Origin of the sequence: Streptomyces sp. NPDC056580 (assembly GCF_042793175.1) — a bacterium.
In the GTDB taxonomy this organism is placed as follows: domain Bacteria; phylum Actinomycetota; class Actinomycetes; order Streptomycetales; family Streptomycetaceae; genus Streptomyces.
In genome coordinates this window covers 272,540-294,478 of sequence record NZ_JBHTVE010000011.1, presented here as the reverse complement: position 1 = coordinate 294,478, position 21,939 = coordinate 272,540, and the positions used below count along the sequence as shown (strand labels likewise).

At 75.1% G+C, this 21,939-nt stretch carries 14 protein-coding genes; 3 read left to right on the top strand and 11 right to left on the bottom strand.

What is annotated here, in order from left to right:
- Positions 1 to 132 precede the first annotated feature (132 nt).
- Positions 133 to 759: a TetR/AcrR family transcriptional regulator gene (locus ACFQ9Z_RS25670; RefSeq protein WP_383023010.1), complete on the top strand. Its 627-nt coding sequence runs from the start codon at positions 133 to 135 to the stop codon at positions 757 to 759.
- Positions 760 to 824: 65 nt separating this feature from the next.
- Here the strand turns inward: ACFQ9Z_RS25670 and galE are convergent, their stop codons facing one another.
- The 3 genes from galE to ACFQ9Z_RS25655 are packed head-to-tail and all read right to left on the bottom strand — an operon-like array spanning position 825 to position 4,797.
- Positions 825 to 1,805, bottom strand: coding sequence for a UDP-glucose 4-epimerase GalE (galE, locus tag ACFQ9Z_RS25665; protein ID WP_383023007.1), 981 nt, complete (start codon positions 1,803 to 1,805; stop codon positions 825 to 827).
- Between the two features lie 16 nt (positions 1,806 to 1,821).
- Positions 1,822 to 3,483, bottom strand: coding sequence for a glycosyltransferase (locus ACFQ9Z_RS25660; protein ID WP_383023004.1), 1,662 nt, complete (start codon positions 3,481 to 3,483; stop codon positions 1,822 to 1,824).
- A gap of 42 nt (positions 3,484 to 3,525) precedes the next feature.
- Entirely contained in the window at positions 3,526 to 4,797 is a 1,272-nt protein-coding gene (locus ACFQ9Z_RS25655) for a glycosyltransferase 87 family protein (RefSeq protein WP_383023002.1), read from the bottom strand.
- Positions 4,798 to 5,020: 223 nt separating this feature from the next.
- On the opposite strand from ACFQ9Z_RS25655, the gene ACFQ9Z_RS25650 reads away from it, so the two are divergent.
- Positions 5,021 to 6,481 carry a hypothetical protein gene (locus ACFQ9Z_RS25650; protein WP_383023089.1) on the top strand — a complete coding sequence of 487 codons (1,461 nt, stop codon included), beginning with the start codon at positions 5,021 to 5,023 and terminating at the stop codon, positions 6,479 to 6,481.
- On the opposite strand, the gene ACFQ9Z_RS25645 is transcribed toward ACFQ9Z_RS25650, so the two are convergent.
- A complete protein-coding gene (locus ACFQ9Z_RS25645) occupies positions 6,429 to 6,935 on the bottom strand; it encodes a MarR family winged helix-turn-helix transcriptional regulator (protein WP_383022998.1) in 507 nt (168 codons plus the stop codon). The genes ACFQ9Z_RS25650 and ACFQ9Z_RS25645 overlap by 53 nt on opposite strands.
- Before the next feature lie 126 nt (positions 6,936 to 7,061).
- Here ACFQ9Z_RS25645 and ACFQ9Z_RS25640 point away from each other — a divergent pair, with 126 nt between their 5' ends.
- Entirely contained in the window at positions 7,062 to 7,475 is a 414-nt protein-coding gene (locus ACFQ9Z_RS25640) for an organic hydroperoxide resistance protein (protein ID WP_383022996.1), read from the top strand.
- 9 nt (positions 7,476 to 7,484) lie between these two features.
- Here ACFQ9Z_RS25640 and ACFQ9Z_RS25635 read toward each other — a convergent pair whose 3' ends face one another.
- The 7 genes from ACFQ9Z_RS25635 to ACFQ9Z_RS25605 form a co-directional block, all read right to left on the bottom strand.
- Entirely contained in the window at positions 7,485 to 9,725 is a 2,241-nt protein-coding gene (locus ACFQ9Z_RS25635; RefSeq protein ID WP_383022994.1) for a CDP-glycerol glycerophosphotransferase family protein, read from the bottom strand.
- A gap of 3 nt (positions 9,726 to 9,728) precedes the next feature.
- Complete coding sequence (locus ACFQ9Z_RS25630) at positions 9,729 to 11,930, bottom strand: CDP-glycerol glycerophosphotransferase family protein (protein ID WP_383022991.1); 2,202 nt, start codon at positions 11,928 to 11,930, stop codon at positions 9,729 to 9,731.
- Positions 11,931 to 12,054: 124 nt separating this feature from the next.
- Positions 12,055 to 14,313: a CDP-glycerol glycerophosphotransferase family protein gene (locus tag ACFQ9Z_RS25625; protein ID WP_383022989.1), complete on the bottom strand. Its 2,259-nt coding sequence runs from the start codon at positions 14,311 to 14,313 to the stop codon at positions 12,055 to 12,057.
- Between the two features lie 165 nt (positions 14,314 to 14,478).
- Positions 14,479 to 15,390, bottom strand: coding sequence for a carbohydrate ABC transporter permease (locus ACFQ9Z_RS25620; RefSeq protein WP_383022986.1), 912 nt, complete (start codon positions 15,388 to 15,390; stop codon positions 14,479 to 14,481).
- Positions 15,387 to 16,730, bottom strand: coding sequence for a carbohydrate ABC transporter permease (locus ACFQ9Z_RS25615; protein WP_383022984.1), 1,344 nt, complete (start codon positions 16,728 to 16,730; stop codon positions 15,387 to 15,389). Before ACFQ9Z_RS25615 ends, ACFQ9Z_RS25620 begins: the two co-directional genes overlap by 4 nt.
- 7 nt (positions 16,731 to 16,737) lie before the next feature.
- Positions 16,738 to 18,117, bottom strand: a complete 1,380-nt coding sequence (locus ACFQ9Z_RS25610) for an ABC transporter substrate-binding protein (RefSeq protein ID WP_383022981.1) — start codon at positions 18,115 to 18,117, stop codon at positions 16,738 to 16,740.
- Between the two features lie 162 nt (positions 18,118 to 18,279).
- Positions 18,280 to 21,864 (bottom strand): FHA domain-containing protein, encoded by a 3,585-nt coding sequence (locus tag ACFQ9Z_RS25605; protein WP_383022977.1) that lies wholly within the window; start codon positions 21,862 to 21,864, stop codon positions 18,280 to 18,282.
- Positions 21,865 to 21,939 lie beyond the last annotated feature (75 nt).

The following is a 21,939-nucleotide window of genomic DNA, read 5'->3' as shown; positions in this document are numbered from 1 at the left end:
CGTCCGGCGTTTCCTTACGCTTCTCTTCACGTTCTCTTACGTCGGGACGGGACCGTATCGTCGCAACGTGAGAGTAGAACCATCGCACGTCGGAACGCAACCGTTTCGTCGTCACGCCCTATGCTGGTCCGTATGACGACGAACGCCCACGAGACCCCGAAGCGTCCGCGCCGCCGGGCCCCCGCGGGAGCCGCGGTGCTCCGGGAGGACGTGACCGAGGCCATCCGGGCGGCCGTCTTCGAGGAACTGGCGGCCGTCGGGTACGCCAGGATGTCCATCGAGGGGATCGCGCGGCGGGCGGGCGTGGGCAAGACGGCGGTGTACCGCCGGTGGCGCTCCAAGCTGCACCTGGTCCTCGACGTGGTCTCGGCGATGGCCGTGCTGGGGCTCCCGGTCCCGGACACCGGCTCGCTGGAGGGCGACCTCCGCCTGCTCTACGGCGTCACGTCCCGCGCCCTGCGCCACCCCGTCGCCTCGCAGATCATCCCCGACCTGCAGGCGGAGGCGGCCCGCAGCCCCGAGATCGCCGAGGCGCTGCAGAAGGCGGTGCGGGACGGCCAGGACTCGGTGGCCAGCCGGATCGTGGCCGCGGCCGAGCGGCGCGGAGAGGTGCGGTCCGGCCTGGACACCGACCTCGCGCTCGACCTGATCTCCGGCCCGCTCTACTGGCGCTCGGTGGTGATCAGGTCTCCCAAGCTGCCGAAGGACTACCTGGACGACCTGGCCCGCGCCACCGCGGCGGCGCTCACGGCGCTGTGAGCCGGCGGTCCGCCAGGTGCCCGTCCGGGCCTGCGCGGCCCGGACGGCGGCGGGGCGGGCCGGGCCTAGGAGCGCGCCGCCTGCGGATGCAGGTGCGTCCAGCCCTCCCAGGCCGAGACGATCATGTCCTGGACGTCGTACTTGGCCCGCCAGCCCAGCTCGGTGGCGATGCGGTCGGCGGAGCCCACCACCCGGGCCGGGTCGCCCGGGCGGCGGGCCGTGACGGACGGGGGGCGGTCGTAGCCGGTGACCGCGTTGACGCGGTCGATCATCTCGCGGACCGACACGCCCTCCCCGCGCCCGATGTTGAGGGTCAGCGTGCGGCCCGGGTCGGAGCGCAGGGCGCGGGCGACCGTCACATGCGCCTCGGCCAGGTCGACCACGTGGATGTAGTCGCGGACGCAGGTGCCGTCGGGGGTCGGGTAGTCGTCGCCGAAGATCCACGGGGACGCGCCCTCGGTGAGCTTCTCGAAGACCATGGGGACGAGGTTGGAGACGCTCGTGTCGGCCAGCGCGGGGACGGCCGCGCCCGCCACGTTGAAGTAGCGCAGGGACGCCGTCGCGAGCCCCGTGGCCCGGCTCGTGGCGCGGACCAGCCACTCACCGGCGAGCTTGGTCTCGCCGTAGGGGGAGAGCGGGAGGCAGGGGGTCTCCTCCGTGACCAGGTCCACGTCCGGCATGCCGTACACCGCGGCGGACGACGAGAAGACGAAGGCCGCCACCCCGGCCGCCACCGCCGCCTCCAGCAGGACGCGCAGGCCCTCCACGTTCTCCCGGTAGTACCGCAGCGGGTGCTCCACCGACTCGCCCACCTGCTTCTTCGCCGCGAGGTGGACGACGCCGGTGACGCCGTGCCCGGCGAGCGTACGGGAGACCGTACCGGCGTCCAGGGTCGAGCCCCGCACCAGGGGCACCTCGGCCGGCACCCGCTCGGCGACACCGGTGGACAGATCGTCGTAGACCACCGTCCGCTCACCCGCCTCGGCCATCGCGCGGACGACGTGCGCCCCGATGTAACCGGCGCCGCCGGTGATCAGCCAGGTCATCTCGGCCGTCCCCTCGTCAGTGGCCGGCCGGTGACGGCCGGCGGCTCGTGGTCCCGTGCGGTCGGTGGAACAGGCGGCGCAGTCGGCCGCGGGCCACCGCCACGACTCCTTGTACTCCGGTCGCCACACGCAGGGCCAGGGCTCCGGAGTGGGTCGCGTACGGCTGGACCAGCACCAGGCCGTGCCGGGCGTCGGGGACGGCACGGCGGCGCAGCAGGCCGTCGCCCGCGAGGGCGTGCGCGGTGGCCTCACGGGCCGCGCCGTCAGCGAACCGCAGGGTCAGGCGCAGGTCCCAGATGCCCGCGCCCAGCCCGCCCGGGTCGACGGGCACCTCGGCCGTCCAGCGCTCCGGACCCGCGGGCGCGAAGGCCGCGGTGGCGCGCCGGGCCGGGCGCCCGTCCCGCCGGGACCGCCACTCCACGTCCACCTGCCGCGGACCGGCCCCGGCCGTCCGTCCGTACAGCTCGTGCAGGCGCAGACGCAGCCGGGTGCCACGCGCGCGCGGCCGCAGTTCCGCGTCCACGGCGAGCGGGAGGAGGGCGGTGGGCCGGGCGAGCAGCGGCGCGAGGGTGACCTGGGTCAGGTCGGGCGCCCAGACGGGCGTGCCGTCGGGAGCGCGGGCGTAGGGCGGGAGCAGCCGCGCCGGACGGGCGGCGAGTTCCCGCAGGCGGGACAGGTCGCGCGGCTCGGGCGACGCCAGGACGACCCGGCCCAGCAGCCGTCCCGGGGCCGCCGGGTTCAGCTCCCAGTCCGCGGCGTCGTAGCGCGCGAGGTACTCGCGGGTGTGCGCCCACCACGCGCGCCGGTAGTGCGCGTCGCGCAGGCCCAGTTCGCGGAGGTACATACGCAGCTCGTGGTCGAGGAACTTGGCGCGCGCGGCCCGCGCCAGCGCCTTCTGCCCGGCGCCCAGCAGGATGTCGTACGCCAGCGCGCACGCCCGAGTGCGCGCCCGCCAGTTGGCGATGTCCTCCCGGTCCAGGGAGAGCGACAACCGCTCGGCCGACCGGCGCACGTGCCACACGTACACGCGCTCCGGCACCAGCGCCACGCGCGGCGCGGCGGCCAGCACGCGCGCGGTGAAGACGAAGTCCTCGTAGAGGAAGCGGCCCTCGGGGAAGCGGATGCCGTGCTCGCGCAGGAACCCGGTCCGGTAGAGCTTGTTGACGCACAGGGTGTCGTGGACGAGCCGGGGGCGCTGGGAGGGGCGCGCGAGTACGGCGGGCGCCGAGTAGAGCGGCGCCTGCCACGGCTGTTCGCGACCCGAGGGCAGCTCGCGGCGCACGCACAGTCCGCCCGCTACCTCGGCGCCCGCTCCGGCGGCGCCCCGCAGCAGCGCGTCCACCGCGCCGGGCGGCAGCACGTCGTCGCTGTCGAGGAACATCACGTACGGCATCGTCACCGCGTCGATCCCGGTGTTGCGCGGACTGCCGCAGCCGCCGCTGTTCACGTCCCGGCGCACCACCCGCAGCCGGGGCTCCCCGGCGGCCAGCTGGTCCAGCAGCTCGCCGCTGCCGTCGGTCGAGCAGTCGTCGACGGCGACCACCTCGCCGACGGCCGGCCCCTGGGCGAGCGCGGAGCGCACGGCGCCGGCGACGTGGCCGGCGTCGTTGTAGCCGATCACGACGACACCGACCTGGGGTGCCGGCTGCTCGTCGGGGGCTTGCGGGTCTGTACTCATGGCGTCCACGGGCCGGGAACTCGGGAAGTCTGTATTACCCCGTTACGGGCCGGTTAGTGCCCGATCCGGGAGGCGGCCGGCATCCGGGCGGGGCCGCGTCGCGGGCGCGGGCTCCCCGGCAGGCGGCCGGGGAGCGCGCCACAGCCGGACGAAGGACAGCACCGCGGCCGCCGCCAGCAGCGTGTTGCGGGCCAGCATCAGCAGGCAGCCGGTCCAGGTGCCGGCCACCACCTCGCGGTAGAGCATCGGATAGGCCACCGAGCTGAGCGCGCTCGCCGCGAGGAGCAGTACGGCCACCGGGCGCTGGCTGGTGTGCCGGGAGGCCAGGCACACGGCGGCCAGGCCCAGCAGCCAGATCAGGTACTGCGGGCTGATGACCCGGCTGGTGACGGTGAACAGCAGCACCGCGGCGAGCGCGGCGTCGTACGGCGTGGCCGGGCTCCAGTGCCGTGCCCGCAGCCGCCACAGCACCAGCAGCCCCAGCGCGGCCGCGGTGAGCCCGAGGCTGAGCGTGGCCACGGTGTGCACATGCGGTCCGACCAGCTCGATGGCCCCGTACTGGTAGCGGGCCCGGCCGGGCCAGCCGGCCCGGCGCGCCAGGTTGAGCGCGGTGCCGCCGAGCGACTCGATCTGCACGCCCCGGCCGCCCTGCTCCCGCAGGAACGCCAGCGGATGGCTGAACGAGGCGGCGAGCAGGGCGAGTCCCAGCCCTCCGCCGGCCGCCGCCCAGCCCCACGCCCTGCGGGTCGCGTCACCCCGGGGCGTGCCCAGCAGCACCAGCGCGGGCCACACCTTCACCAGCGCGCCCAGTGCCGCGAGGACACCGCCCGCGCGCTGGGAGCGCCCCGACGACAGCAGGGCCGCCACGGCGAGCGCGGTCACCTGCACGTCGTAGCGGGCGAGCGGGAGGTGCAGCAGCAGCGGCAGACCGCAGATCCACACGGCCGCGCCGAGCAGGCTCCCGCCGGGCCGCCTGGCCGCCCGTACCAGGGCCACCGCGATCAGCGCGTCCGCGGCCAGCACCAGCGTCACAAACCACTGGAAGTACGTCAGCCACGGCAGCAGGCCCGGCGCCAGCAGCACCACGCCCGCGCCCGGCGGGTACTGCCAGGTGCTGTCGTGGGTCGGGAAGGCGCCGTGCGCCAGCACGCCGTACCAGTGGAAGTACAGGCGCCACACCTCACGCGGCACCGCGCCCCCGCCCAGCAGGGGCGAACTGTCGTGCGTGAGCAGCCACGACATCAGGGCGCGGGTGACGAGCCAGACGGCGGTGAGGGCGAGGACCGGGCCGGGGGTGACACGGAGGCGGTTCATCACGCGGGAGCCTAATCCGCGCGGATGGTGTATTCATGCTGATACGCCGTCATTACCCAGCAAAGATTGGCTAATCGCAAAAGATGGTGCGGTGGTCAGCCTCGGGTCTCCTCCGCAGCCGCGGCCGCACGGCACCCAGGCCTCGGCCACCGGGTCCGCCGCCCCGCCGGGCGGTCCGGACCGGGCCCGGCGGGCGGTCGCGGTGTGCGTGCCCGCGCTGGTGATGCTCGCGCTCGGCATCTGGGGGCTCGACCGGGGCGGGATGTGGCGCGACGAGGCCGTCACCTTCCAGGTGGCCCGCCGCACCGTGCCGCAGATCTGGCGGCTGCTGCACGAGGTCGACGCGGTGCACGGCCTGTACTACCTCCTCATGCACGCCGTCCTGTCCGTCCACCCCGGCGAGGTCGTCCTCAGGCTGCCCTCCGTGTGCGCGGCGGCCGCGACCGCCGGCCTGGTGGCCGCGCTCGGCACCCGGCTGGCGCGGCCGCGCGTCGGGCTCTGGGCCGGACTGCTGTACGCCGTCTCGCCCATGGCCGGCCACTACGCCCAGGAAGGCCGCTCGTACGCCCTGGTCGCGGCCGGCGCCACGGCGGCGACGCTGCTGTTCGCGCGGGCCGTGCGCGGGGGTTCGTGGTGGGCGTACGGCACGGTCGTCGCCCTCACCTGCTGGCTGCACGAGTTCGCCGTGCTGCTGCTGCCCGCCCACGCGGTGTCGCTGGCGCTGGCCCGGGTGGGGCCGCGGGTGTGGCGGGGCTGGGGACGCGCGGCGGCCATGGCCGGGTTCGCGCTGCTGCCGATGGCGCTCGTGTCCGAGTCCCAGTCGGCGCAGGTGGCATGGCTGCGACCGCCGACGCGGGCGACGGCACAGGGGCTGCTGCGTATGTTCCTCGGGCCGGCGGACGCGGTGTTCTGGGTGTGTCTGGGCCTGGCCCTGGTGGCTGTGCTGGGGCCGGCCGGACGGCGCGGGGTGCCGGCGTGCGCGCATGTCGCCGCACCGCTGGCCGTGGTGCCGCCGGCCACGCTGATGCTGGTGTCTCAGCTGTCGCCGCTGTACGTCGACCGGTATGTGCTCTACGCCCTGTCGGGGGCGCCGCTGCTGGTCGCCGCCGGGGCGGACCGGCTGGTGCTGCCCCGCGCGGGCGCTCGGTCCGCGGCCTTGGCCGGGGCGGCCGCCGTCCTGCTGGTCCTCATCCACCAGCTCCCCCTCCTGCGCGCCGACCGCGACCCGGCCCGCCGCCCCGACGACCTCGCCGCCGTCGCGCGGGCCGCCGACCGGAAGCTGCGCCCGGGGGACGCGGTGCTGTTCCTGCCGGAGCAGACGCGGAACACGGCCCTCACCTACCCGGCGGCGTTCCGCGGGGCGCGGGACGTGGCGCTGGCGGAGTCCGCGGCCGTGTCCGGAACCCTGTACGGGCGGGAGGCCGGGCCGCCGGACCTGCGCCGGCGGATGGCCCGGCTGGACCGGGTCTGGGTGGTCGCCGACCGGGACGTGCTGGCCGGGCGGTGGCGGCCGGGCAGCCCCGTCGAGCGGACGAAGTCGGCCGTACTGGCGGGGGAGTTCACGCCGGCCGGGGAGTCGGTCGTGGGCGGGGTGGCGGTACGGCTCTACGTCCGCCGGGCCCCCGCGGGACTCAGCGGTTCCGCCGGGCCTCCGCCGGCGCCGCCGCGTCCAGCGCGCCGGTGAGCCGGTCCAGGCGCTCGCGCAGCTCTCCGATCTCGGCCAGCTCGAAGCCCGTGGCCGCCGCGATGCGGCGCGGCACCTCCAGGGCCCGCTCGCGCAGCGCCGCGCCCTGCCCGGTCAGCCCCACCCGCACCGAGCGCTCGTCGTGCGCGCTGCGCTCCCGCGTGACCAGACCGGCCGCCTCCAGCCGCTTGAGCAGCGGGGACAGCGTCCCGGAGTCCAGCCGCAGGTGCTCGCCGAGCTTCTTCACCGGCAGATCGCCGTGCTCCCAGAGCACCAGCATGACCAGGTACTGGGGGTAGGTGAGCCCCAGGTCCTTGAGGACCACGCGGTACACGCCGTTGAAGGCGCGGGAGGCCGCGTGCAGGGAGAAGCAGATCTGGCGGTCAAGCCGCAGCCACTCGGTGTCCGGGACGGCGGCGGCCGGCGGTGTCTGCGGGGTCGGCGAGGCGCTCATGGATACAGCGTAGCGCCAGTGAGCCATTCAGTTGTGCACAACTTAATTGTGTGCTCTACTTATGGCCGTGAGGCGGCCCCGACCGGAGCCGCCGGAACGCAACCGACTCCCAGAGGGATGGTCTTCATGGACGCGCTCTACACCGCTGTCGCCACCGCCACCCACGGCCGTGACGGCCGCGCCGTCTCCTCCGACGGCAAGATCGACGTCAAGCTGGCCCCGCCGGTGGAGCTCGGCGGCGACGGCCAGGGCACCAACCCGGAGCAGCTCTTCGCCGCCGGTTACGCCGCCTGCTTCGGCAGCGCCCTCGGCCTCGTCGGCCGGCAGGCGAAGGTCGACGTCACCGACGCCGCGGTGACCGCCGAGGTCGGCATCGGCAAGCAGGGCGAGGGCTTCGGCCTGAAGGTGACGCTGCGCGTGGAGCTGCCCGAGTCCGTGGACGAGGCGACCGGCCGCAAGCTGGTCGAGACCGCCCACCAGGTCTGCCCCTACTCCAACGCCACCCGCGGCAACATCGAGGTCGACCTCGTCATCGAGTAGCCGGACCCGTCACCGGCGCCCCGCCGGCCTCGCCTCCGCGGCCGGCAGCCCGGCGCCGGCCGCCTGGCCGGGGATCCGCACGGACCCCGGCCCGGGCGGCAGGGTCTCGCCGAGCAGCAGTGTCCGCACCACCCGTTCGGCGGCCCGACCGTCGTCGAACTCGCAGAACCGGGCCCGGAAGTCCGCCCGCAGCCGCCCGGACTCCTCGTCCCGCCACGATCCGGACCTGAACAGCCAGGTCAGCTCCCGGTAGGAGCGGGACACGCGGCCCGGCGGCTCCGCGGTGATGTCGAGGTACGCGCCCCGGCTCGCGGTGAACGCGGCCCAGTCGTCGGCGTGCACCACGATCGGCCGGTCCAGGTTGGCGTAGTCGAACATCAGCGCCGAGTAGTCCGTGACCAGCGCGTCCGAGGCGAGCATCACCTCCTCGACGTGCGGCTCGTCCGTCGCGTCGACCACGACCCCTCGCCGGGCCAGCTCGGTCAGGCCCATGCCGCGCGCCGGACCGGCCGCCAGCGTCGGGTGCAGCCGGACCACCAGCGTGCTGCCCTCGCCCAGGTCGGCCGCGAACCTGGCCAGGTCGATCCGGTCCACGTGTCCGCCGCGCCGGTAGTCCCGGCGGGTCGGCGCGTACAGCACCACCGTGTGGTCCGCCGGGATGCCGTGCCGCAGCCGGAAGCCGGCGCCCGCCCCTTCGGCCGCGCCGACCAGTACGTCGTTGCGCGGGCTGCCGGTGCGCACCGAGGTGAAGTGGCAGGGGTAGGCACGCTCCCAGACCAGCTCCGAATGACGGTTGGCGACCAGGCTGTAGTCCCAGCGGTCGGCCCGGCGCAGCATCTGCGGCACGTCGAAGCCCAGCCGGGCGCCGGGCTTGTCCAGCAGATCGGCGCCCATGAACTTCAGCGGGGTGCCCTGGTGGGTGTGGACGTGCACGCTGCCGGGCCGTTTGACCAGCGTGCCGGGCCAGTTGACGTCGTTGACGAAGAACTTGGCGCGCGCGGTGATCTCCAGACAGCGCCGTGAGTCCACGAGCACGTGCTCGACACCGGCCGGCAGCCGCCCGGCGGCCTCCTCGTCGCGCACCACCCACACCCCGCGCAACTGCGGGGCGATCTCCAGCGCCTTGCGGTAGACGGCGGCGGGATCGCCCAGCACGCCCTGGTGCGAGGAGGCCGAGTACACCACGAGGTGCTCGTCCAGTGGCCGGTGCGCGTGCAGCCGGGTCCAGCCGCGCCGGGCCCGGGCGCCCAGGGCCCGCCGGGCCGGAGCCGACCGCCGCACGGCCTCCCGTGCGGCCCGCTCTGCCCGCCGGCGCAGCAGGTACCGCGCGTAACCGCCCTCCAGCACGGCGACCTCGCCGTCCACCAGGGCGCCCTCGGGCCGGTACCTGCGGAACATCTCCGCCGTGCGCCGGAAGAACTCCGCCCGGTCTCCGGGCGGCAGCCGGTCCGGCTTGGCGAGGATGTCCAGACAGTGCTCGCCCATCTTGCGGTGCAGGTAGGGCCGCCAGCCCGCCAGCTCCGGGCGCCCGTCCACGAAGGCGAAGACCCGCTCGTACTGCCCGTGGATGTCGAAGTGCTTGCGGCTGGTGGTGGACAGGATGTTGCCCTGCCGGCGCTGCCGGTAGTTCAGGCAGATCCGGTCCAGCGCGGCGATCCGCCGGGCGCTGAGCATGACCGGGAAGGTCCAGGGGGTGTCCTCGTAGTACCCGGGCGGGAACTCGAAGCCGTTCTCCTCGACGAAGCCGCGCCGGTAGACCTTGTTCCACACCACCATCAGCAGGTCCAGGATCTCCGGCCGGGCGGCCGCCGTGAAGGTCTCCGCGCCGGCCTCGGCGAGCACGTGCGCCAGCGCGTTGCGCCGGGTGCCGCCCCACCAGTAGGTGCGCGCGTAGTCGAAGACCAGCACGTCCGGGTCGGCGGCCTCCGCCAGCCGGTCGGCCATGGCGCCCAGCGCGCCCGGGGTGAGCGTGTCGTCGCTGTCCAGGAAGAACAGGTAGTCGCCGGTGGCGTGCGGCAGCCCGGCGTTGCGTGCCCGGCCGAGACCGGCGTTCTCCGGCAGGTGCAGCACCTTCACCCGCGGGTCGCGGGCCGCGTACTCGTCCAGGATCGCACCGCAGCCGTCCGGCGAGCGGTCGTCCACGGCGATCAGCTCGAAGTCGCCGAAGGACTGCCGCAGCACCGAGTCCAGGCACTCGCGCAGGAAGCCCTGCACCTTGAAGCAGGGGACGATGAGACTGAAGCGGGGCACGGGTCAGCTCCTCACGAGGGTCGCGGCGGCGGGGGCGGGGACGCGCTCGGCGAGCGGGATCACCGGCGGGATCGCCTCCGGCGGCTCGCCCAGCAGCACCCGGCGTACGACGCGTTCGGCGGCCAGCCCGTCGTCGAACTGGCAGAACCGCTCCCGGAACGCGGCCCGCAGCGCCCTGGACTCCGGCCCCGCCCAGGAGCCGTCGCGAAAAAGCCGGGCCAGCTCGCCGGGGGTCCGGGCGACCGGCCCCGGCGGCTCGGCCGGCAGGTCGAAGTAGACGCCCCGCGTCTCCCGGTAGACCTCCCAGTCGTCGGCGTACACCACGATCGGCCGGTCCAGGTTGGCGTAGTCGAACATGATGGAGGAATAGTCGGTGACCAGCGCGTCCGCGGCCAGGCACACGTCCTCCGAGGAGCGGTGCGCGGTGACGTCGATGACCCGTCCGGAGCCCGCCGGGCGGCCGCGGTCGTAGAAGTAGTGGGCGCGCAGCAGCACGACGACGTCCTCGCCGGCCGCCTCGCAGAACGCCTCCAGGTCGAGGCCGGGTTCGAAGCCGGTGTGGTGGTCGCGGTGGGTCGGCGCGTACAGCACGGCCGTCGCCCCCTCCGGCACGCCCAGCTCCCGCCGTACGCGGGCGACGTCGGCGGCGGTCGCCGTGCAGAAGACGTCGTTGCGCGGGTAGCCGTACTCCAGGTGCTCGTAGGAGCCGGGGAAGGCGCGCTCCCACATCTGCGTGGAGTGGCTGTTGGAGGACAGGTTGAAGTCCCAGCGGTCCACCCGGCCCAGCAGCTTCGTGAAGCTGCCGGACCGCGCCGCCACCACCGGGTACGTCGACTGGTCCACCCCCATCGTCTTCAGCGGGGTGCCGTGCTGCGTCTGCAGGTGCACACTGCCCGGCCGCTTGACCACGCCCTCGGCGAAGTTGGCGTTGTTGACCAGGTACGTGGCGCGGGCCAGCACCTCCCAGTAGCGGCGGGAGCCGATCACCGCGTGCTCGACGCCCTCCGGCACCGTGTGGACCTGGTCCGCCTCGACCAGAAACACCGAGCGGATGTGCGGGGCGAGTTCCCGGGCCTTGGCGTGGATCGCGGCCGGGTTGCAGGCGTAACCCCGGCCCCAGTACGCGCAGAAGACCGCGAGCCGCGGATCCAGTGGCCGGCGCAGGTCGCGGGCGTAGCGCAGCCGGGTGCGCAGCATGCGCGGGCGCGGCAGCCGCTCGGCGGACCGGGCCGCCACCCGGTTGGCGCCCCGCAGCGCCCGGAACGCGGAGTACGCGCCCGTCGCCAGCAGCCGGTGCTGCACCCCGAGGCTGCCGCCGGGCGGCCGGTGGCCGGCCGGCCGGTGCGCCCGGTAGAGCCGGCCCGCGCGGCGGAAGAAGGCGCGGTGCCCGCCGGGCAGCCGCTCCGGGCGGGAGGCGGTCTTCAGCACCTGCGCGAAGAGCTGGTCGAACACGGGCCGCGCCCGCTCGGCGGACAGCCCCGCCCCGGCCGCCCGGGTCAGCACCAGCTCGACCTGGTCCAGCAGCGTGTGCTGGTGCGGGCCGGGCAGGTTGAGCCGGCTGCCCTGGCGGCGTGCCCGGTGCCGTACGACGGCCCGGCGCAGCACCGCGATCCGCCCGGCGGCGATGCCGGTCAGCCCGCACCAGCCGAGGTCGGTGAAGTGACCCTCGGGGAAGGCGAGTTCGTGTTCGGTGAGGAAGGCCCGGCGGTAGGCGGTGCCCCAGGCCGGCAGCCGCAGGCCGGTCAGCTCCGGGAACCGGTCCGGGGCGAAGGCCCCCTTCGGCGCCTTCGCCAGCAACGGCGCGGCCGGGTTGGCCGGTTCGCCCTCCCACCAGGGGGTCCGCTCGTGCTCGGCGTACAGCACGTCGACGCCGGCGGTCTCGGCCAGCCGGGCGTCCAGGGCCGCCAGCGCGCCCGGCAGCAGCAGATCGTCGCCGTCCAGGAACAGCACGTACGCGCCGCCCGCCGCCCGCATCCCGGCGTTGCGGGCCCCGCTCAGACCGGCGGACGGCGGTGAGTGGACCGGCGACACCCGGGAGTCCCGCCCGGCGTGCGCGGCGGCCACCGCGGCGGCCGGGGAGCCGGGCGCGTCGCAGACCGGGATCAGCTCGAGGTCGCCGAAGGACTGGCCGAGGACCGAGTCCAGCGCCTGGGACAGCCGGCCGGCGACCCCGTGGGACGGGACGATGATGCTGAATCGGGGCATTCTGCTCTTTCCGTTGTCTTGCCGACGCGGCCGGGCCGTCCGGCGGGACGCCAGGGTGGCGGCCGGACCCGAGTGGGCCGCGTCGTACTGGGGGGAATGGGCACTCCCGGAAGGACAACGCTGCTCAGCGGCTCTCGGTGACGGTGTGTGAGCCGGAAGGTTGCGGCACGGTGACGAGCGGGGAACGCGCGAGGGCGGCCGACGCGGACGGCGCCGGCCTGCGCTCGGCGAGTGGCACGAACGCAGGCAGTCCCTCCGTCTCGCCCAGCACGACCCGCCGGACGACCCGCTCGGCGGCGCGGCCGTCGTCGTACGGGCAGAACCGCTCCCGGAAGGCCGCCCGCAGCCGGCCCGAGCCGGAGTCGCGCCACCGCCCGGTGGCGAAGACCTCGACCAGTTCCTCCTCGTCGGCGGCCACCGCGCCCGGCGGGAAGGCGCGCAGGTCGAAGTAGACGCCCCGGGTCGCCTCGTAGACGTCCCAGTCCCCGGTGTGCACCACGATCGGCCGGTCCAGGCACGCGTAGTCGAACATCAGGGGCGAGTAGTCGGTGAGCAGCGCGTCCGCGGCCAGGAACAGGGACGCCACGTCCGGCTGCCCGGAGACGTCGATGATCCGGCCGTCCGCGCCGGAGGAGCCGCCGGCGCGCGGGCCGGGGGAGCGGTCGAGGACCACGAAACGCGGCCCGAGCCGGCGCTGGATCCGCTCCAGGTCGAGCGGCGGGCACTGGGTGCGGCGGTGGTCGCGGTGCGCGGGCGCGTACAGGACGGCGACCGCACCCTCCGGGACGCCCAGCGCCTCGCGCAGCCGGGTCACGTCCGCCTCGGTGGCCCGCTGGAGGACGTCGTTGCGCGGGGAGCCGTACTCCAGCGTGGTGTAGCGGCCCGGGTATACCCGCTCCCAGGTCAAGGTGGTGTGCCGGTTGCCGGACAGCACGTAGTCCCACTGGTCGACGGACCGCAGCAGTGCCCCGAAGTCGGTGCCGCGGGCGGCGGCCGGGCGCTCCTGGAGGTCCAGGCCCATGTGCCCGAGCGGAGTGCCCTGCTCGGTCTGGACGAAGACCTGGCCCGGGCGCTTGCGCAGCCCGGGGCCGAAGTGGCCGTCGTGCACCAGGTACTTGGCCCGGGCCAGCGCGGTCCAGCCGGCGGCCGTGCCCGGACGCAGCCGGCCCGGGCCCGGAGCAACCGGGTGCCGGTGTTCCGGGCCGGCGATCCAGGCGGTGCGGACGTGCGGGGCGTGCGCGCGGAACGCCTCCTCCAGCGCGGCCGGGCCGGCGCCGGACCCCGGGGCGGCGGCGAACACCGCGCGGTCGGCGCGCAGCGGCAGGCGGAGCTGGATCCCGTAGTGCAGCCGGAGCGCGCCGGCCCTGAGCGTCCGGGCCAGCCTGCCGGCACACCGCAGCGAACGCCGCCGGAGCGCGGCGGCCGGGCGCAGGGCGCGGAAGGTGCGGTGCATGCCGAAGCGGACCAGGGTGTGCCGCAGCCGGGAGCGGGCCGGCGCCCGGCCGCCGGGGACGCGGTACCGGCGGTGGTGGGCCCGGGCCCGGCGCAGGAACTCGGCGTGGCTGCCGCGCGGCAGCCGGTCCGGGCGGGTGAGGACCGTGACGTAGTGGTCGATCATCCGGCCGAACAACTCCGGCCGCCACCGGTCGAGACCGGGGTGCCGGTCGACGTACGCGAACACCCGCTCGTACTGCTCGAAGACGTCGAAGTGCTTGCGGCTGGTGGTGCCCAGGATGTTGCCCTGCCGGCGCTGCCGGTAGTGCACGCACACCCGGTCCAGGGTGGCGATCGACTCCGCCGCCATCAGGGCCGGGAAGGTCCAGGGGGTGTCCTCGTAGTAGCCGGGCGGGAAGGCGAAGCCCCGCTCCGCGACGAACTCCCGCCGGTACGCCTTGTTCCAGGCGACCATCAGCACCCGCAGCAGCCCCGGGCGGTCCTCGAGGCGGAACGGGGCCGGTCCGCGCTGGGTCAGCTGGGCGGCCATCTGGTTGCGGACCGCCTCGCCGTTCCAGAAGGTGCGCGCGTAGTCGAAGACCAGGAGGTCGGGCTCGCCGGTCTCCTCGATCCGCTCGGCGATCGCGCGCAGCGCGCCCGGGGTGAGCGTGTCGTCGCTGTCCAGGAAGAGCAGGTAGTCGCCCGTGGCGCGGGCCATGCCCGCGTTGCGGGCGCGGCCGAGGCCCTGGTTCTCCGCCAGGTGCACGGCCGTCACACGGGGGTCGCGGGCCGCGTACTCGTCGGCGATCGCGCCGCAGGCGTCCGGGGAGCGGTCGTCCACGACGATCAGCTCCAGGTCGGGGAACGACTGGGCGAGCACCGAGTCCAGACACTCCGGCAGGTACGCCTGGACCTTGTATGCGGGGACAATCACAGTGAACCTGGGCACGGGGCATCCATGGGTCGGTCGGTACGGGCGTCTTGCCCGGGAACGGCCGATGGAGTCAATTGGTCACGGTCCGTACCGCGTTCGGGGGACACCGCGGACGTGCCGCGCACGCGCCGAGGGGCGGGCCCCGGCGGGCCCGCCCCTCAAAACGCCCCTCCTCCGCTCCTACTTGACCGCGCCCGCCATCACCCCGGAGACGAACTGCCGCTGGAACGCGAAGAACACGGCCAGCGGGATCACCATCGAGATGAACGCGCCGGGCGCCAGCACGTCGATGTTGTTGCCGAACTGCCGTACCTGCGTCTGCAGGGCGACCGTGATCGGCTGCGAGCCGGACTTGGTGAACACCAGCGCGACCAGCATGTCGTTCCACACCCACAGGAACTGGAAGATGCCGAGGCTCGCGATCGCGGGGCCGCCGAGCGGCATCACCACCCGGGCGAACAAGCGCAGTTCGCCGGCGCCGTCCAGCCGGGCCGCCTCGAGGAGCTCCCTCGGGATCTCCGCGAAGAAGTTGCGCAGCAGGAACACCGCGAACGGCAGGCCGAAGCCGACGTGGAACAGGATCACCCCGAGGATGGTCCCGAACAGGCCGATGTCCCCGAAGAGTTCCGCGATCGGGATCAGCGCCACCTGCACCGGCACCACCAGCAGGCTGACCACGCCGAGGAACCACCAGTCGCGGCCCGGGAACTCCATCCACGCGAAGGCGTAGCCCGCCAGCGACCCGAGCACCACGACCAGGACCGTCGCCGGGACCGTGATCAGCACGGTGTTCACCAGGGAGTGGGTGATGTCCCCGTTCTCCAGCAGCTTCCGGTAGCTGTCGAAGGTCAGCTCGGACGGCTTGGCGAACACCTGCCACCAGCCGCTCGCGCTCATGTCCTCCGGCGCGCGCAGCGAGGAGATCAGCAGGCCGATGGTCGGCACCAGCCAGAACAGACCCACGAGGAGCAGGAACACGCGGACCAGTCCGCCGCCGAGCCGCCCGGTGATCCGCGCGGCCCAGGACTCCCGGGCCGGCGCGGCCGTGTCGGTGGATGTCACCTTCCCGATCCTTTTGGCGGTAGCCGTCATCGCCGCACCTCCCGCCGCAGCCGGCGGACGTTGAACAGCATCAGCGGGATCACCAGCAGCAGCAGGAAGACCGCGATCGCGCTCGCGATGCCCGGCTGGCCCTCGGCGAAGCCCTTGCGGTACAGCTCCAGGGCCAGCACGTTGGCGTCGTCCTGGGAGGAGCCGGGGGCGATGATGTAGACGAGGTCGAAGACCTTCAGCACGTTGATCATCAGGGTGACCACGACCACCGCGAGGACCGGCGCGAGCAGGGGCACGGTGACCTTGCGGAACACCTGCCACTCGTTGGCGCCGTCCACGCGCGCCGCCTCCAGCAGCTCCCGGGGCACGCCCGCGAGCCCGGCGGCGATCAGCACCATCGCGAAGCCCGCCCACATCCACACGTACGACCCGATGACGGCCGGGGTGACCAGCGCCGGGCCCAGCCAGTCGACGCCGTTGTACGGCTCCTTGAAGTTGCCCGCCGGCAGCCGGAGCAGGGCCCCGTCGGCCGAAGCGGGCAGCGTGAAGGTGCCGTCGCCCGCTGCCTGGGCGGAGGCCACCACCTTGCCGTCCTTCACCGCCTCGATCCGCATCCCGGCGTAGCCCAGTTCGGACGGGTCGGGCGCGCCCAGCCGGCCGACGCCCTTGCCGCGGGTGAAGTCCTGCCAGGTGGTACCGGTGATCTTCCCCGGCTCCGCCCTGGCGGCCACGGCCTTCTTCGCGCCGTCCGGCATCTGTTCCGGGGCCACCCCGACGAGCGGCAGCGTGACCGGCTGCCCGGCGTGCACGGGAGCCGAGGTGATGAAGCCGCCCCCGTCCGCCTTCAGGGGCGACTGGCGGCCCGGGTGCGCCTTCGGGAACGCCGACGACTGGGCGAAGGTGTCGTGGACCCCGACCCAGACCGCGTTGGCGACGCCCTTGTCCGGGTCCTGGTCGTACACCAGCCGGAAGATGATCCCGGCCGCCAGCATCGAGATCGCCATCGGCATGAAGACGACCAGCTTGAACGCCGTCCCCCAGCGCACCCGTTCGGTCAGCACCGCGAAGATCAGGCCGAGCGCGGTGGAGACCGTGGGCGCGAACACCACCCAGATGACGTTGTTCTTCAGCGCGGTGCGGATGCCGTCGTCCGTGAACAGCGCCTTGTAGTTGTCGAACCCGGCGAAGCCGTCGCCGGAGGCGTTGTAGAAGCTGCGGACGACCGAGTACCCGATCGGGTAGACCACGAGCGCGCCGAGCAGCACCAGGGCGGGCAGCAGGAACAGGGCTGCCACCGTCCGGCGGGTGCCGGTCACGCTCTTGCGGCTCTTGGGCGCGGCGGGGCCCGGTGGGGCCCCGGCCGCCGCTGCCGACGCCATCGCCGGATCAGCTCCCGTTCCCGTACGCGGCCGCCGCGTCCTTCTCCAGTCGCGCCTGGGCGCCCGCGACGTCCTTCGGGTTCTTCAGGAAGTCCTGCAGGTCCTTCCACTCGCCCTTGCCGGGCGTGCCGCCGAACGCCTGCGGGGCCTGGTCGGACATGTCGAAGCGGAAGTCGTCGCCGGAGGCGATCAGCGCCTTGGCGATGGTGCGCTGCACCTCGTTCGGATACGCCGAATCCGGCACGTTCTTGTTCGGCGAGAGGTAGCCGCCGAGCTTGGCCTGGATGGTCGCCGCGTCCGGGGAGGCCAGGAAGGTGGCCAGGGCCTGGGCCGCCTTGGAGTCCTTCAGCACGACGGCCGCGTCACCGCCGGAGACCACCGGCGCGCTGGATCCCACGGCGGGGAACGGGAACACCTTCGCGTCCGTGCCCACCTTGGCCTTGGTGTCGCCGATGTTGACCTGTGCGAAGTCGCCCTCGTAGACCATGGCGGCCTTCGGCTGGTCGCCGCCGGTGAAGGTCTGGGTGACGGAGGCCGGGAACTCGGTCTGCAGCGCGCCGTCCGCGCCGCCCGCCACGTAGTCCTTCTTGCCCCAGATCTGGGCGAGCGTGGCGAGCGCCTGCTTCACCGAGGGATCGGTCCACTTGATCTTGTGCTGGGCGAGCTGGTCGTACTTCTCCGGGCCCGCCTGGGACAGGTAGACGTTCTCGAACCAGTCCGTCAGCGTCCAGCCGTCGGCGCCGCCGACCGAGAACGGGGTGACACCGGAGTCGTACACCGCCTGCGCGGTGGTCAGCAGGTCCTGCCAGGTCTTCGGCTCCTTGGCGCCCGCGTTCTCGAAGGCCTTGGCGTTGTACCAGATCAAGGACTTGTTGGCGGCCTTGTAGTAGACGCCGTAACTCTTGCCGTCGACCTTGCCGATGTCCTGCCAGCCCTGCGAGTAGTTCTTCTGCAGCTCCTTGAGCGCGTCGGCGCCGAGCGGCTTCGCCCAGCCCTTCTGCACGGCCTGCTTGATGGCGCCCGGCTGCGGCAGCAGCGCCACGTCCGGCGGCTGACCACCCGCGATCTTGGAGCCCAGGAAGTTGATGATCGGGTCCTGTGCGGGCACGAACGTCACCTTCGCGCCGGTGCGCTTCTCGAACTCCGCAAGGACCTTCTTGAAGTTCGCCTGTTCGGTGCCGGTCCAGACGGCTGCGACCTCCAGCTTCGCGCCGTTCAGCTTCGGCAGTCTGAGGGTGGAGCCGGTGGCCCCGCCGCTCGGGTCGCCGTCGCCCTTCTTGTCGCTGTCGCCGCCGGAGCAGGCGGTCAGCGCGAGGGCGCCCGCGAGCAGCGCGGCGAGTGTGGTGACGGCCCTGCGTGTCCGGATGGTGTCGCTGTTGCTGCGCATCACTTCCCCGTTCGTCGTTCTCCGTTGAACGTCAGAACTCTGTCCCGTCCGGTCCGGTCTACGCCGGGCCGTGCGAGGGCGGCAAGAGCGCCTGCGCCGTCCAGCGGCCCATCGTGACCGGCTCGTGATCAACGGGGTATGCGTCCCGGGGTTCCGCGCGCGTCAGAGCAGCGAGGGCACCTGTGCCGCCGCCACCTCCCGGGCCGCCCGCTGAACCGCGCTCGCCAGCAGGGCCAGATCGGTGGGGCCGTTGCCCAGCTCCCGCACCGGCCGGCGGGCCGGCGGGTCGCCCATGCGCTGCCACTCCAGCGGCACCACCGTGGGCCGCTGCGTCGCGGTGCGCGGGATCCGGCCGGTGACCCGGCCGCCCTGGAAGCCCACGGTCGTGCCGTCCGGGTACGTCAGCCGGCCCCGCCCCGGCGCCGGCTCCCCGCCGGGCTCCTGGCCCGGGCCGGCCGGCGCGGTGCCGGTTCGCCCGGCGGCCGGCGCGTCCAGCACGATGCGCAGGGTGGCCCGCCTGGCCGGTTCCGTCTCCGCCGTACGGCCGCCCGTGCCGGCCGTCGCCACCAGGTGCACCCCGAGCCGCTCGCCCTCCCGGGCCACCGCCTCCAGAGCCCGCAGCACCGATCCGGCGGCGGGGCGGCCGGGCGCTCCGAGCGCCGGGGAGACCAGCGCGTCGAGGTCGTCGACGACCACCACGAGCCGGGGCAGCGGCGGCGCCGTCTCGGCGCGCTGCCGTGCGACGGCGCCGGGCCGCAGCCGCAGCGTGGAGCTGGGCGGCGCCTCCATGTCCCCCGACGGGTCCGCCGCGCCGGCGACGGCACCGGAACCGGGGCCCCGGCCGTTCGGCGTGCGCTGCGCGACGATCCGGCCGGACACCTCGCGCCCGGTGTGCCACTGGGCGAAGTCCGACAGACCCAGCAGCTCCGCGCGCCGCTTCAGCTCCGCGGTCAGCGACTGCGCGAACTCCCGCATGCGCACGGGGTCGTTGGCGATGAGATGGGTCGTCACATGGGGTATGTCCGTGCAGACGCGCAGGCCTTCGCCGCGCCCCGCGCCGGTGCCGACGCCGTCCCGGCCGTCGATCAGCACCATGCCCAGCCGGTCGGGCCGCTCGGCCGCGGCGAGCGAGGCGGCCACCGTCCGCAGCAGCTCGGTACGGCCGCTGCCGGCCGGGCCCTCGATCAGCAGGTGCGGGCCGTCGGCCACCAGGTCGGCGGTGAGCGGGCCGTGCGGCCCGGCGCCCAGCACCGCCCGGGCCCGGCCCGCCGGGGACGCGGTGTCGTCGGCCGCGTCCGCCCAGCGGGCCATCAGCGAGGCCGGGGTGGCCCGGGCCAGCCCCAGTTCGTCCAGCAGGCGCGCGGAGGCCGGCAGGGGCACGGCCACGCGCGCGTGGGGCTCGGCGAGCGGGCCGTCCGGCCGCAGCGGCGCCAGCGCCCGCGCGAACCGCTCGGCCCAGGCGGGCGAGACGGCGTCGACGGTGGCGAGGGTGCCCGGTCCGACCGGGCCGGTCGGCGCGACCCGCATCAGGTGGAGCGCGCCCGCGACGTCACCGCCGAGCAGGGCGGCGGCCCCGCAGTGCCGGAAGGCGGGCGTGGCCTCGCAGGCGGCCTCGTAGGTCCGGGTCACGGGCGAGGCGGCGGAGGCGGGCTCGGTCTCGGCGAGGCACACCACGTGGATCCCGGCCCTCGGCCCGGCCACGGCCAGCCGCGCCAGCGACTCCGTCAGGGCCGCGCCTCCCGGGTCCCCGTCCACGACGACGACCGTGTACGGACCCGGGAAGCCGCCGGTCCCGGCCGGGCCGGCGTCCTCCCTGGCCCACGAGGGGCGGCGCGCCGCCGTCCCGGACCAGGGGTCGGCGGGGCCGGAGGCGGCCTGCGGGGCCGGGTCGGCGTGGCTGCCCGGCGGTGCGGTGAAGGCGGGCGCCGTGCCGAAGGCGGTCCCGGTCGCGGCGGCGGGCGGGGCCGGGGCCGGGTGAACGTCGTGCTGCCGCGGACCCGGTACGGAGGGGGCGCCGGGCCGCGCGGTCACGCCGGTGCCGGGGGCGCCGTGCTCGGCCGGAGCCTGGGCCTGGGCCGCCGTCCGGGGCGTGGTCGGCTGGGCCGTGCCCCGGCCCGTCGCCGCGTAGTCCTCCACCCGGCGCAGCAGCTCCTCCGTACGGGCCGCCGCCTGCTCGCGGTCGTAGGCCAGCAGCAGGCGGCAGTCCTGGCCGTGGCCGGGGCGGACGTGCGGAAGCCAGCCGAGCCAGGACCACTCCGCGGTGCGCTCCGCCAGTGGACGCGCGCGGTCCGCGCTGATCAGCACGATCTCCAGCAGATCGGGGGAGTGCAGCGCGGCGAGCTGGGCCAGTGCCGCGCGGGCCAGCCCGGACAGCCGCGGGCGCGGCCCCGCGAGGCCAAGCGCGCCGGCCTCGCGCAGCGCGGCGGTCACCGGCACGGCGGGCAGCAGGCCCGAACCGTCCGGCGCGCCGCGGTCGGCCGTGCCGAGCCGCACGGTCAGCGCCTCCGGGTGCCCCGGGCCCCGCTCCCACAGCCGGGGCCCCGGGCCCAGGGCGGTGAGCAGCACCGCGGCCGGGTCCGGCCAGGTCTCGGGCCGCTGGGGCGCACCGGTGCGCGCGGCGGCGGCCTCGCCGGCAGCCGTGCCGTACTCCTCGGGCCGGGCGGCCGGCTGCTCGCCGCGGCCGCCCGCCAGCCGCCGCGCCCAGGCGCCGAGCCCGCCGCGCCGCCGCACTCCCGGCGGCACGTCGGTGCCGCGCAGGGGCGTGCCCTTGCGGGTGCCGCGGCCGGTGTCCCCGGCGTCCTCGGCGAACTCGGTGCCGCCGGGCAGGCCGACGCCGTACGGTCCGGCGTGCGTGTCCCCGCTGCCCGCGCCGTGGGTCGCGCCCAGGCTCTCGGCGCCCGGTGCTCCCGCCTGCTCGGGAACCAGGGGTTCCACCCGGGTGCGGTCGTGACCGGGGCCGTGGCCGGCCGAGCCGTAGCCGTGGCGGGTGGGCCCGGACGGGTCCACGCCGCTCGCGGACGGCGGCTCCACGCGCGCGTGCCCCCGCGGGGCTTGCGCGTGCGCCCGCGGATCCTCCGGGAGCACCCGCAGGCGGCCCTCGCCGTCCGGCACCGTCGCCGTGCGCGCCCCGGGACCCCCGGACGGCGTAACCCGCAGGGCGGACTCGCCGAGCCGCAGCAGCGCGCCCGCGGGGAACCGCACCGGGCGCTCGCCCACGCGCGTGCCGTCCAGGGTGGTGCCGTTGGTGGAACCCAGATCGGTGACCGAGACCCGGCCGTCGGCGTCGACGGTGACCGCGCAGTGCAGCCGGGAGACGTCCGGGTCGTCCAGCGGGACGTCGGCGTCGGCGGAACGGCCCACGGTGATCCGGCCGCCGTGCAGCAGGTGGACCCCGCCCGCGTCGGGCCCGGCGACCACGTGGAGCTGGGTCGGGGCCTCGTCCAGTTCGGGGTGCGGCTCCGCGGCCGCGGGGGCGCCCAGGGACAGCACGGCGCCGTCGACCAGCGGGGGCTCGCCCAGGACGCGGCGGCGCGCGTCAAGCCGCTCGGCGCCCGCGTACAGCACGACCGGGGCGCCTCCGGTGTCCCGGCCGGTGCCGCCCTCTCCGGCGACCGCGGCGGCCAGCCCCGACGCCACGGCGGCCAGATCCGTGCCCGCCGGCGCCGTCACCAGCACGTCCCGGGTCACGGCGCGGCCCCGCTGCGGGGACGGGCCCAGCGGATCTACGACGGTCAGCCGGATCTGCATCGCCGTCAGCGGTCCCTTCTGCCCGGGCGCGGACTACCCCACCCCCCGCACGAGCACGTCGGCCAGTACTGCACG

Excerpts from the sequence above, each read along its gene's own strand:
- ACFQ9Z_RS25670 (WP_383023010.1), top strand. The coding sequence starts at position 133 with ATGACGACGAACGCCCACGAGACCCCGAAGCGTCCGCGCCGCCGGGCC.
- galE (WP_383023007.1), bottom strand. The coding sequence starts at position 1,805 with ATGACCTGGCTGATCACCGGCGGCGCCGGTTACATCGGGGCGCACGTC.
- ACFQ9Z_RS25660 (WP_383023004.1), bottom strand. The coding sequence starts at position 3,483 with ATGAGTACAGACCCGCAAGCCCCCGACGAGCAGCCGGCACCCCAGGTC.
- ACFQ9Z_RS25655 (WP_383023002.1), bottom strand. The coding sequence starts at position 4,797 with ATGAACCGCCTCCGTGTCACCCCCGGCCCGGTCCTCGCCCTCACCGCC.
- ACFQ9Z_RS25650 (WP_383023089.1), top strand. The coding sequence starts at position 5,021 with ATGCTCGCGCTCGGCATCTGGGGGCTCGACCGGGGCGGGATGTGGCGC.
- ACFQ9Z_RS25645 (WP_383022998.1), bottom strand. The coding sequence starts at position 6,935 with ATGAGCGCCTCGCCGACCCCGCAGACACCGCCGGCCGCCGCCGTCCCG.
- ACFQ9Z_RS25640 (WP_383022996.1), top strand. The coding sequence starts at position 7,062 with ATGGACGCGCTCTACACCGCTGTCGCCACCGCCACCCACGGCCGTGAC.
- ACFQ9Z_RS25630 (WP_383022991.1), bottom strand. The coding sequence starts at position 11,930 with ATGCCCCGATTCAGCATCATCGTCCCGTCCCACGGGGTCGCCGGCCGG.
- ACFQ9Z_RS25620 (WP_383022986.1), bottom strand. The coding sequence starts at position 15,390 with ATGACGGCTACCGCCAAAAGGATCGGGAAGGTGACATCCACCGACACG.
- ACFQ9Z_RS25615 (WP_383022984.1), bottom strand. The coding sequence starts at position 16,730 with ATGGCGTCGGCAGCGGCGGCCGGGGCCCCACCGGGCCCCGCCGCGCCC.
- ACFQ9Z_RS25610 (WP_383022981.1), bottom strand. The coding sequence starts at position 18,117 with ATGCGCAGCAACAGCGACACCATCCGGACACGCAGGGCCGTCACCACA.
- ACFQ9Z_RS25605 (WP_383022977.1), bottom strand. The coding sequence starts at position 21,864 with ATGCAGATCCGGCTGACCGTCGTAGATCCGCTGGGCCCGTCCCCGCAG.